The following is an 11,229-nucleotide window of genomic DNA, read 5'->3' as shown; positions in this document are numbered from 1 at the left end:
TCCTCCGCCTCTACCTCAAGAAGACCGCAGCCGCCGTACAGGCCGCCGCCGCGGCCCTGCCCGCCGACGACCCGCGCCGCGCCGCGGCCGAGAGCAGCGCGGCGGAAGCGCTGCACCGGGCGGAGACGCTCAAGCCCGGGAACGGGCTCCAGTCCGCCTTCGACTGCGCCCGCGGCCTGGCCCTGGCAGCGCGGGAACTCCGCGACCACAAGAAGGCGTTGTACGAAGGGAATTCGTCGTGCTGAACGCCCACCCGTCACGGCTCCCCTTCGTCCCCCTGCCCCACACCGGCGGGCCGCCCAGCGCCTCACCGCCACCGGAGACCCCGTGCCGGGAGTGCCGGCGCCTGAACGTCGAGGGCTGGCAGGCCCTCCTCGCCGACGACCTCGGCACGCTGGCGGCGATCAACAAGCAGGAGGCCCTGCACTACGCCCGCGTGCACGTCCGACGGGTCCAGGGGCTGTCTTGAATGCCTGACCGAGCCGTGTGCCGTCGGGACGGAGAGCCCCGACGGCACGCGCGTGCTGTGACGACCGTTGCGGCCTCAGCGGCCAGCGGCCGGCGGCCGTCAGGGCCTCAGCAAACCGTCGAACTGCTCCCAGCCCGACCACGGGCCGCCGATGGCCGTCTGCCAGCGGTGGAACGGGTAGCCGCCGCGGTTGACGCCGAAAAGTTCGACGCGCCCGTCGGCATTGGTCTCGGCCGCGACCTGGGTGAGCAGGCCGTCCAGCTGCTCCCACCCGGCCCATGGGCCGCCGATCGAGGTCTGCGCGCGGTGGAAGATCTGGTCGGCGCCGTTCGTGCCGAAGATCTCCAGGCGGCCGTTGGCGTTGCGGGCTGCGGCGATCGACGTCAGGGAGCCGTCCAACTGCTCCCAGGGCGACCACAATCCGCCCAGGACGGTCTGCCACTTGTGGAACACCCCACCGGCGCTGTTGACGCCGAAGATTTCGACGCGCCCGTCGGCGTTGGTCTCGGCGGCGATCTGGGTGAGCTGGCCGTCCAGCTGTTCCCAGGGCGACCACAATCCGCCGAGGACGGTCTGCCACTTGTGGAATACCGCGCCGTTGCTGTTGACGCCGAAGATCTCCAGGCGGCCGTCCGCGTTGCGGGCGGCGGCGATCGAGGTCAGGGCGCCGTCCAACTGCTCCCAGTCCGACCAGGGCTTGTCCGCGGTGAAGGTCTGCCAGCGGTGGTAGACGTATCCGGCGCCATTGACGCCGAACAGCTCCATACGCCCGTCGGCGTTGGTCTCGGCGGCCACGGCGCGCAGTCCGCCGTCGAACTGGTACCACGGCGACCAGGCGGTCCCGGGGCGGCCCTGGTAGCGGTGGAAGACCCCGTCCCCGCTGTTGGTACCGAAGAGTTCCAGGCGCCCGTCGTAGTTGCGGGCGGCGGCTATGGAGGAACCGAAGACGGTGGCGCGAGCCTTGTTCCCCGCGGCCGCGGGCCCCGGCGCGGCGCCCACGACCGCCAGGGCCGTGACGATCGCCGCCACGATGCCGGCCAGCCGGCCGAGGCGTCTGTGCCGTCTTCGCGGTCTCCCTGGCCTTCTCAGAGTTCTCTGCGTTCTCGGCGTTCTCATCGACTCGACTGCCCTTTCCTGCTGGGGAACGGTGCCATGCCGGTGCGAAACGCAGAGCACGCTACAACCGCCCTCGCGCCCCCGCACAGACCCGTGCGCCCCACAGGGCTCTTTCCAGCCGACTCACACGCCGACAGAACGCGGCGTCGTCAGGACCGGTCAGGAATCGGTAGATCAACCGGGCCGCCCGTCCTGCACGTCCTGCACGTCCTGAACTCAATTGTGGATCATTGAGCGTCGAGTGATCCAAGAGGCTTGAAATTACCCTTGGTACGCGGTGTTTGTATGTGCCTATAGTGACCCATGTGCCAGGCGGAAGCTGACCGCTCCGCCGATGTGCACATCTGTCAACCGGCGGCTGGGGGGCCAGTGCTGCAGTGACGAGGGGGCAGTCATGTCACGATACCGACTGTTTACGCACATCACGGTTGCGATCATTGCCCGTTGCCTCTGACCTCACCTGGCGACGGTTCTCTCCTCCTCAGGCACGCTTCCGCACCTCCCCATTGCGTAGGAGAGAACTTCTTGCTTTCCAGATCTGGTTTACCCGGACCCTTATCGCGAAGATCCAGGCGCTTCACCTTCCTCGTTACAGCGGCCGTACTGGCACTGGCTGTACTCGTTGCCTTGGCCGTACGGCCGGAGGCGTTCAGTCGGCTCACCGGTGCCCAAGCAGCGGCTGACAGCTACGACGGCTTCGATGCCACCGCCGCCGAACAGTTGAGGCAGGACCAGTGCTTGATGGCCGGCGTGCTGCGTCTGGGCGGGCCGACGATGTTCGGCATCGCGCAGGACGCGCTCAATCAGACACCGGACAAGCTGCACTCGGCGGCGAACCGGGAGTACTGGAACCATACCCCGCTCTCTGATGCGTTCACCCAGGACCGAGTGGATGCGGACAAGGAAGCAGACCTCCTCTACAGGCACGTCAATGACTGGGGGAGGCCGCTGGACGATCTCACCCCGCCTCGCAACTTCGAGGCCGGGTTCAACTGGCCACCGGGCTCCGCTGGACGGGGCCAGAGCTTCTTCAGGCAGACCGGTCTCTCCACATGGGTTCTGGAGCAGTTCTGGAAGCGCGAAGAAGTCCTCTACCAGGACCCGACTCCCCCGGCTGACGACGCCACGGTGAAAGCCCTCAAAGAACTCGGCACTCCCGTCTATGGCAAGTCCCCGGACCCGTCACTCCCTCCAGAGCAGTGGCAGCGGGCCTACGCCGAATACGAGGCATGGTCGCATCTGACGGATTCGATGGAGCCGACAGGAGCCGACAACGCCCGTATCTTCCTCTCCTCGGGCGGGTTCCCGCGTACCGCACCGGAGCCGGGCAGCCTCGAGTTCCGGCTTGCGGTCGAGGATCTGAAGACACGGTTTGCGGCATGCGCGTGGCGCACCCCTGTCGACCCCAACAAGGTTCTCGGCAAGGAGCTGGCAACAGCGTCGCAGGAGTGGCAGCAGGAGATCGCCTCGCAGGCCGCGCAACGCAATCAGATCCTCGGTGCCAACCGCGATGCCGCCAAAGCCCTCGCCATCGGGGCCAAGGCACTGGGGGAGATGCTGGGCCAGTCGTGGATCGCTGATCACCTGGTCCGGTGGCAGGACTACTGGTCCCCCGGCGGCCCTGGTTGGATCGGCGACAGCCCGCTGATCGTGCACCTGCGCGCGTCCGCCGACAAGTGCCTGGACGCGCAAGGAGGGGGAACAGGAAACGGCACCCCCGTCCAGCTATGGACCTGCAATGGCACCGGTGCGCAGCAGTGGGCCGTAGTCGACGGAACGCTGCGCAGCGTGGCCTCCGGCAAGTGCCTCGACGTCAGGGGTGCCGGTTCCGCGAACGGCACGACAGTTCAGATCTGGAACTGCAACGGCAGCGGGGCCCAGCAGTGGCAGTACTCCACGCGCAGTACTACCAGTCTGCGCAACACCGGGACCGGCAACTGCCTCGACCTGCATACGTTCGACAAGGGGCGCGGCGCGTGGATGTGGGCCTGCAACGGTACCGACGCGCAGAAGTTCGACATCGTTCCTTCCGGTCACAACGGCACCGACAAGCTCGACTACCCCAAGCAGGACCAGTTCGACAAGGCGGCGAAGGGCGTCGCGGCAGCCCGGGCCGAGGCGCAGCGACAGCTCGACCTGATCAAGTCCCAGTCCGACCTGGCCAAGAGGGCTGCTGCCGACACGGACAAGGCTGAGCAGGCCGCCTACGCGGTTGCCGACGGAGCGGGTGCCCCCAGGGGGCGAGGCCTGCTGGTCGGCCAGCAGAAGGCACAGGTCACGAAGGCGTCCGCCGCCGCATTGGAAGCGATCGCGAAGGCCGGTGAGACGGCCTATGCGGCAACCAGGGCCTCCGCCGGGGACAGCGAGACCATCGCCGCCCGCGCTCTGACCCAGGCCGCCGCGTCGAAGGCAGCATTCCGCACTGCCGCCGCTCAGGAAGCCAACGCGCAGGCGAAAGCGGCCGCTGACGCCGCCGCGGTACAGGCCAAGTCCGCCAAGTCCGCGAGCGATGTCGCGAAGGCCAAGCTCGCCGAGACGCAGAAGGCCGAATCCGACGCCAGGGCAGCGGCTGCCACCGCACGGGCCAAGAGGCTCGCGGCGGAGAAGGAAGAGGCCACGGCCAAGGCGGAGAAGGAGACCGCCGCGCAGAAGCAGGCCGAGGCTGCCGACCACAAGAAAGAACGCCGAAGGCTACGCCACCAAGGCCAAGGACGCCCAGGACAAGGCAGAAACCGCCGAGTCCGCCGCCGCCGCGAAGCGCAAGGATGCGGAAGAGGCACGGGACAACGCCAAGTCCAAGCAGGCCGACGCATGGGACGCGGCACAGAAGGCGGATGCCGCCCGGGCCAAGGCCGATGCCAAGGAAGCCTACGCCCAGGCACACAATGCCGACGACAGCGCCAAGGAATCCCGGGCCGCGGCGGATACGGCGAACACAGCCGCCGGCACTGCGGAGGCGGCAGCGAAATCAGCCCGCAGTGAGGCCGACGCGGCGACGCAGGCAGCAGCCGACGCGGATGCCGCCGCGACTCGTGCCGAAGCAGCCGCCAAGCGTGCCCGCTCCGATGCTGATGCGGCGAAATCCGCCAAACTGACGGCGGATGCGGCTGTGAAGACGGCCACGAACGCGGCAGCCGGTGCCATCAAAGCCTCCGAGGATGCCGCCGCAGCGGCCCGGGCCGCAGTCAAGCTGGCCGATGAGGCCGAGAAGGCGGCCTCCGATGCCAGGAAGCAGGCCGATGGGGCCAAGGCCGAGTCGCTCAAGGCGGTGGCAGGGGCGGCCGAGGCCGCCGGCCACGCTCATACCACGGCGCAAGCGTCGGAGGACGCGAGTAATTCCGCTCAGCAGGTAGCTGCGCCGGCCAATGACGCGATTCAGCTCGGATCTCCCTACATCACCACCGACCCGGCTGCGGGCCTGGCAGTACTCGCCGGGCAATCGTCGAAGGAGATCGCAGAACAACAAAAGGCCGTTGCCCAGGCGCACGCCGACAATGCGCAGAAGGCCGCGGAACAGGCACAGAGCCTTGCGGACACGGCGACCGGCGATGCGAAGGCCGCCTACGTGCTGGCCGCCGAGGCGGCCGGGCACGCAGCAGATGCCCGTAGATCGGCGAAGGAAGCCCTCGGTTACGCGGCCGAGGCGGCGCAAACCGCGGCCGAGGCAGCGAAGTCATTGGCTCGCTCCATCGAGTACGACCAGCAGGCCACCGATGACGCCGATGCCGCCGACAAGGCCGCTTCTCGTGCCGAGGGATACGCGAAAGACGCCCGCAGCTCCGCCGACCAGGCAGCCCTTGACGCGGACGCCGCACGCAAGGCCGCAGGCGAGGCGGAGAAGGCGGCGAAGAACGCACGCGCCGCCGCCGACCGCGCCGCCGCTGACGCCACCGCGGCTGAGGAGGCCGCCAAGGATGCGCAGAAAGCCGCCGAGGAAGCGCAGAAGGCCGCCGAGTCAGCCGCTCGGAATCAAGCGAACAAGCAAGTAGTCACAGGGGCTGGGACTGGCATCGGCGGCACGTTCTATGTCGTCGACGGAATGACGCCGAGTGGTGATCCCGAGGCGACCACATGTGAACTCGGAATGGGCAACAGCGGCTGCGACGTCACCTACACCCTTCACTTCAGCGCGACCGTCAGCTTCTACCTGTGCACGAACCCCAACGTGCCCGCGACGGAGGCTGGCTGCCCCAAGTCGGACACGGTGTTCCTCGGCACTCAGACCTACGAGGGCCTGACGAAGAAAATCACCAAGCACTACTCGAACTGGGACATCGTCAAGGAGGTCGACAAAGCCTTCCTCAAGGGCATCTGGCAGGCGCTTACTCATGACTTCGTGGACTGCTGGCACGGCAGTTCGTCCGGCTGTGCATGGGCCGCTGCGGCGTTTGTCCCTGGTGAAAAGATCCTTCAGGGCGTCAAAGCCATGGCCAAGCTCAGCGAGGCGCTCAAGGCGGGCGTCGGTATCGGCGACGCCTGGAAGGGTGTGCGGAACGCTGGGATCGATGCCGATGCGGTAGCCGGTATCGGCCGCAAGGTGAGGGAAGCGCAGGCGTCAACAGCAGTCGGATGCAGGGTCGCCGTGCCTTCCGGCTTTGCCCGCAGCGCGGCAGCCGATGATTGTCTCCCCCCGCTTCTGGACGTGCTGGGCGAGGAGTACGTGCGAGGTAAGCACGTCCAGGGAGGTGCGAAAATCGACCCCTACAGGGGAGTGTTCGATGCCACGGTGGATCTCGACGAGCTGGTCGAGATGGCCAGTAGAGTCAAGGCTGTCGGGCCGAACCCTGACGGAAACTTCGAGCGTTACGTCGACGTCGGCAGGATGGTCGGTGTTACATCGGAGAAGACCGGAAGCAAGCCGACATCGTGGTTCCTGCTCGCACAGGACAAATACGGAAGCGTACGCACGATGTATCCGGTTGAGAAGCCGGCCATGTAAGGGAAGGGACGAGAGATGTACCTCTACGTGGAGAACCGGCTCCACGAGCGTATCTCGGAGTTGGTCGGTGACGATGCCGAAGCGAGCTTCATGGCGGCGTGCCAGGTGGCGCCGGAGGGCAGCGTCATGAGTAGCGTGCAGCGCTACGGCGACACCATGCTGAACGAGGTCCAGCTGGGGTGGTTCGTAACGGAGCTGAGCCGACTCCCCGAGGGGAAGAAGACCGACGTGATTCGCCAAGTGATGACGATGGCTCAAGAGGCGGCATCCCGGCACGGATACCTGTACATCTCCGGGGACTGATCGGACAGTCCGACCAGGCGGGGTGGGCGTGGATTCCCACCCCGCCTCGCCCGCCCTGCACTGTTGGAGGAAGACGCATCGCATGCCCCTCGTCGTATATGTGGAAGACCAGAACCGCGGACGCATGGCCAAGACCCACGAAGACCGCAAGGAGACCTTCCTGGCCTTGTGCGAGGCAGCCCCTGACGGCAGCGTCATGCGTGCTGTACAGCGCCATGGCGACACCATGCTCAACGAACTGCAGCTGAGGCAGTTCGTCGAGGAGCTGAAGCAACTCCCTGAAGAGAAGAGGAACAGCACCGTGCGGAAGATCGCGGCGGCAGCGGAGTTCGCGATCGCCTCTCACGGCTATCTGTACTTCGAGGGCGCGGGGAAATCGGGCCAGGGCCGACCGTGACGTACAGAGGGCTCGCCTGACACCGCAACGCCGTCAGGCCCGTACGTGAGCACCGAAGCACCGACGGAATGCAGCAGCTCCGATGCTTCCCCAGCGCCGACCAGGAAGATCAGGGAGCCAACACGGACATCGTGACCGTGCGCCCCGTCGTGCGGCCCACCGCCCATAGGATCGGAGCGTCCTGGTGCGGGTCCGTGCCGCTGGAAGGTGTCAAGGTTAAAGGAAGTCGCCGCAATGGTCTGCCTGGAGCCCCATGCCCGGGTGGGGGGCTCCAGGCGCCAGTTGTCCGTGGCGACGTCGACCGGGAAACGAGGCGTCCCTCGCAACTCGCTCAGCCCGCAGGGACCTTCTCACGCGATGGGCCGATCACGGCCGCCGCCGCTCCCCAGGCCGTCACGGCCGTGTCGGCCAGACCACCGCTTGGGCGACGATGACGCTCTCGCCGTTGAAGGTGACGGCGGGACCTCCGTGCAGTTCGTAGCCGAGGCCGATCATCTCGCTCACACGCCGGCAGAACGCGGCATCGTCCGGACCGGTCAGGACTCGGTAGACGGGCAATCCGTCAGGTGACGTACTCATGAGGAGAAGGATCTCAGACTGCCTCATCCAACCGAACCGCCGGGCCTGCACGTTCCTCCGGCTTCGAGTGACCCCCTTCGTGAGGTCTGCCCGCTCCGGGCGGGTTCCCGCTTCGCGGGCGCCGCCGCCGGGTGCCGGGACGCCTCCTGTGCCGCGGTCGCCGCGGAGGCGCCTGTCACCAGCGCCGCGCTCACCAGCAGGACCCCGAACAGCCCGAGCGCGACGGCCTCCCGCCGTCCCTCGCGCGCCGTGGGCCCCCGCAGCCCCCGCCGGAATCTCCTCATACGGTTCCCCCTGAACTCCGCCCGGGCCGTTCCCGGAAGGGGAGACTCGTCTGACATCAGGACGGACAAACCGCGCACCGGGGTGCGAGGAGGCAGCCGTAGGGCGCCCCGCCCGGCCCGCGCCCCCGGAACACCGGCGCGCACGGCGGGGTCGCGCAGGGGTCACGCCGGGAGCGGCGCCGGCTTCTCCTCCGTGCCCAGCACGACGGGCAGTTCGCGGTGGCCGTTGGAGATGAACGACTCCAGGGGCGGGAGCTCCCGCGCCGGGTCGGCCAGGTCCAGGTCCGGGAAACGCGCGAAGAGCGCGGAGAGCGCGATCTCGGCCTCCAGTCTGGCCAACGGCGCGCCGAGGCAGTGGTGGACGCCGTGGCCGAAGGCGAGGTGGTCCTTGCGCGTCGGGCGGGAGATGTCGAAGCGGTCGGCGGTGTCGCCGTGGTGGCCGGGGTCACGGCCCGCGGCCCCGAAGCCGATGATCAGCGCGTCTCCCCGGGGAATGGTCACGTCGTCCAGGACGATGTCCTCCACCGCGTAGCGCATGGGGAGGTTCGCGAGCGGCGCCTCCAGGCGGAGCGTCTCCTCGATGACGTCGGCCCAGGCCGCCGCCCCGGCGTCGCCGGACCGCACGGAGTCCAGCTGGGCGCGGTTGCGGAGCAGGGCGTGGACGGCGTGGTCGAGGAGGTTCACCGTGGTCTCGTGGCCGGCGGTGAACATCAGCAGGATGGTGTCGATCAGTTCGCGCTCCGTGAGTCCCGCGCCGTCGTCCTCGTCGCGTACCACGATGAGCGAGCTGATGAGATCGTCGTCCGGGCTGCGGCGCTTGACGTCCACGAGCTCCCGGAGGAGGGCGTAGAGGGCCTCCTCGTTGGCCCTCGCCTCTTCCGCCGACGCCTGGGTGTCGAAGATGCCGTGCACCAGGCCGAGGAAGCGGTCGCGCATCTCGTGGGGGATGCCCAGGAGTTCGGAGATGACCTGGGTGGGCAGCGGGTAGGCGAACTCCTCGCGGAGGTCGACGGGCTCGTCGGCCGGGCGGGCGGCGAGGGCGTCCAGCAGGTCGGCGGTGACGGCCTCGATGCGCGGGCGCAGGGCGGCGGTGCGGCGGGCGGTGAACGCCTTGGCGACCATCTTGCGGAGCCGGGCGTGCTCGGCCCCGTACGCGGTGATCATGCTCTGGTCCTGGACCCAGATGGCGAGCGGCCAGCTGCGGGCCAGTTCGCCCTCGCCGTTCTCCCACGCGGGCCAGTGCCGGTAGGTGTCCTTGGACACCCGGGGGTCGGTCAGCAGCTGCTTGACCAGCTCGTAGTCGGTGACCACCCACACCACGATGCCGTCGGGAAGCTCGACCTGCGTCGCACGCCCGCGTTTGCGCAGCAGGTCGGCCTCGCCGTGGATGTCGCGGCCGGAGAGGTCCATGAGGTGGGGGCACGTGCCGTCGGTCATCAGCTGAGCTCCATGAGTACGCGTCGTCGTCCGGACCCGAACGAATTCGAACGTATCCGTGCCTGCTCCGCCCGGGCCCAGCGGAACGTAACCGGCCGCTCATCCGCCGCTCCGGAGCGGCGGATTACCGCACTGTCCCAGCCTTGTCATGACCATTTTTGTTCTTGCGCTGGAGGAGAAGGCCGTGGAGCTCGTCTACGACTCGTTGTTCATCGGCGGCCGATGGGTGGCCCCGTCGGCCTCCGGGATGACCTCGATCCACTCGGCGAGTACCGAGGAGCCGATCGGCCGGGTGCCCGAGGCGGCGGCGGCCGATGTGGACGCGGCGGTGCTGGCCGCCCGCCGGGCCTTCGACGACCCGGGAGGCTGGGCGCGCTGGGAGCCCGGGCGGCGGGCGGCGGCGCTGGAGCGGTTCGCGGCCTCGCTCGACAGCCGCGCCGAGGAGTTCGCCCGGCGGGTCAGCGCGCAGAACGGCATGCCGATCACGCTGAGCCGGGTGGCCGACGCGGTGTGCGGTGCGCAACTGCTGCGCTACTACGCCGGTCTGCTGCGCGAGCTGCCCGTGGAGGAGCGGCGCCCGGGGCTGGCGGGAACCACGCTGGTGCGGCGGGAGCCCGTCGGCGTGGTGGCGGCGATCACGCCGTGGAACTTCCCGCAGACGCTCACGTTCTCCAAGCTCGCGCCCGCGCTCGCGGCCGGTGCGACGGTGGTGCTCAAGCCCTCTCCGCCGACCCTGCTCGACGCCTTCCTGGTCGCGGAGGCCGTGGCGGAGGCCGGGCTGCCGCCGGGCGTGGTGAACGTGGTGCCGGCGGGGGCGGAGGCCAGTGCCGGTCTCGTCCGGCATCCGGGCGTCGACAAGGTCGCGTTCACCGGCTCCACCGCGGTGGGGCGGGCCATCGCGGAGGAGTGCGCGCGGCTGCTCCGGCCGGTGAACCTGGAACTGGGCGGGAAGTCGGCGGCGATCGTCCTGGACGACGCCGACCTCGGCTCCCTGACGGAGAGCCTGTTCGAGGCCACCCTGCTGAACAACGGGCAGACGTGCTACCTGAGCACCCGGATCCTCGCGCCGCGCGGCCGTTACCGGCAGGTCGTCGACGCGGTCACCGACCTCGCCGCCGGGCTGCGCGTGGGGGACGCCCTGGAGGAGGACACGCAGGTCGGCCCGCTGGCGACCCGGGCGCAGCGGGACCGTGTCGAGGGGTACATCGCCAGGGGCCGCGCCGAGGGCGGCCGGGTGACGACCGGTGGTGGCAGGCCGAAGGGCCTGGAGCGGGGCTGGTTCGTCGAGCCGACGGTCTTCTCCGGCGTCGGCAACGACGCGGCCGTCGCCCGGGAGGAGATCTTCGGGCCGGTGCTGTGCGTGATCCCCTACGAGGACGAGGACGACGCCGTCCGCCTCGCCGACGACTCCCCCTACGGCCTGGCGGGAACCGTGTGGTCGGCCGACCCCGAGCGGGCCCTGGGCGTGGCCCGGCGCCTGCGGACGGGCACGGTGGGCGTCAACGGCTACGCGGCGGACATCGTGGGGCCGTTCGGCGGGGTGCGGAACAGCGGCAACGGCCGGGAGTTCGGGCCGGAGGGGCTGGCGTCCTACCAGCAGCCGAAGTCGGTCTACCTGGGGAGCTGACGGGCGCGTCCGCTGCCGTGCCCCCCGGGGTACGGCAGCGGACGGCGGGTCACCCGTCAGGGCGCGGGAGAAGGGGAC

Annotated in this window: 9 protein-coding genes and 1 pseudogene; 6 read left to right on the top strand and 4 right to left on the bottom strand. The window is 69.1% G+C overall.

The annotated features are described in order from the left end of the window. Both K6I34_RS21005 and K6I34_RS21000 read left to right on the top strand, forming a co-directional pair. A partial coding sequence (locus K6I34_RS21005) for a DUF6415 family natural product biosynthesis protein (protein ID WP_229327864.1) occupies positions 1-245 on the top strand: 245 nt, incomplete at its 5' end. After that, entirely contained in the window at positions 239-469 is a 231-nt protein-coding gene (locus tag K6I34_RS21000; RefSeq protein ID WP_229327863.1) for a hypothetical protein, read from the top strand. The genes K6I34_RS21005 and K6I34_RS21000, both read left to right, overlap by 7 nt. Positions 470-568: 99 nt before the next feature. Here the strand turns inward: K6I34_RS21000 and K6I34_RS20995 are convergent, their stop codons facing one another. After that, on the bottom strand, positions 569-1,498 hold the full coding sequence (locus K6I34_RS20995) for a tectonin domain-containing protein (protein WP_229327862.1): 930 nt from the start codon (positions 1,496-1,498) through the stop codon (positions 569-571). 148 nt (positions 1,499-1,646) lie between these two features. Next, positions 1,647-1,763 carry a DUF1737 domain-containing protein gene (locus K6I34_RS38945; protein ID WP_374230981.1) on the bottom strand — a complete coding sequence of 39 codons (117 nt, stop codon included), beginning with the start codon at positions 1,761-1,763 and terminating at the stop codon, positions 1,647-1,649. Positions 1,764-2,188: 425 nt separating this feature from the next. Between K6I34_RS38945 and K6I34_RS38940 the strand changes: the two are divergent. From K6I34_RS38940 to K6I34_RS20975, 3 genes and pseudogenes are all read left to right on the top strand, one after another. Next, a pseudogene (locus tag K6I34_RS38940) lies at positions 2,189-6,116 on the top strand (ricin-type beta-trefoil lectin domain protein); the annotation flags it as partial. A 423-nt stretch (positions 6,117-6,539) separates the two neighbouring features. After that, positions 6,540-6,827: a hypothetical protein gene (locus K6I34_RS20980; RefSeq protein ID WP_229327859.1), complete on the top strand. Its 288-nt coding sequence runs from the start codon at positions 6,540-6,542 to the stop codon at positions 6,825-6,827. Between the two features lie 82 nt (positions 6,828-6,909). Then, entirely contained in the window at positions 6,910-7,224 is a 315-nt protein-coding gene (locus K6I34_RS20975) for a hypothetical protein (protein WP_229327858.1), read from the top strand. 393 nt (positions 7,225-7,617) lie between these two features. Here the strand turns inward: K6I34_RS20975 and K6I34_RS20970 are convergent, their stop codons facing one another. Both K6I34_RS20970 and K6I34_RS20965 read right to left on the bottom strand, forming a co-directional pair. Then, a complete protein-coding gene (locus K6I34_RS20970) occupies positions 7,618-7,803 on the bottom strand; it encodes a DUF1737 domain-containing protein (RefSeq protein ID WP_229327857.1) in 186 nt (61 codons plus the stop codon). Positions 7,804-8,249: 446 nt separating this feature from the next. Beyond that, complete coding sequence (locus K6I34_RS20965; protein ID WP_229327856.1) at positions 8,250-9,524, bottom strand: cytochrome P450; 1,275 nt, start codon at positions 9,522-9,524, stop codon at positions 8,250-8,252. Positions 9,525-9,672: 148 nt separating this feature from the next. On the opposite strand from K6I34_RS20965, the gene K6I34_RS20960 reads away from it, so the two are divergent. After that, the gene (locus K6I34_RS20960) at positions 9,673-11,151 is read left to right on the top strand and encodes an aldehyde dehydrogenase (protein ID WP_229327855.1); all 1,479 of its coding nucleotides are present in this window, start codon (positions 9,673-9,675) and stop codon (positions 11,149-11,151) included. Positions 11,152-11,229 lie beyond the last annotated feature (78 nt).

Origin of the sequence: Streptomyces sp. UNOC14_S4 (genome assembly GCF_020740835.1) — a bacterium.
In the GTDB taxonomy this organism is placed as follows: Bacteria; Actinomycetota; Actinomycetes; order Streptomycetales; family Streptomycetaceae; genus Streptomyces.
The sequence above is the reverse complement of the archived record's forward strand: the minus strand, read 5'-3'. Positions and strand labels throughout refer to the sequence as shown.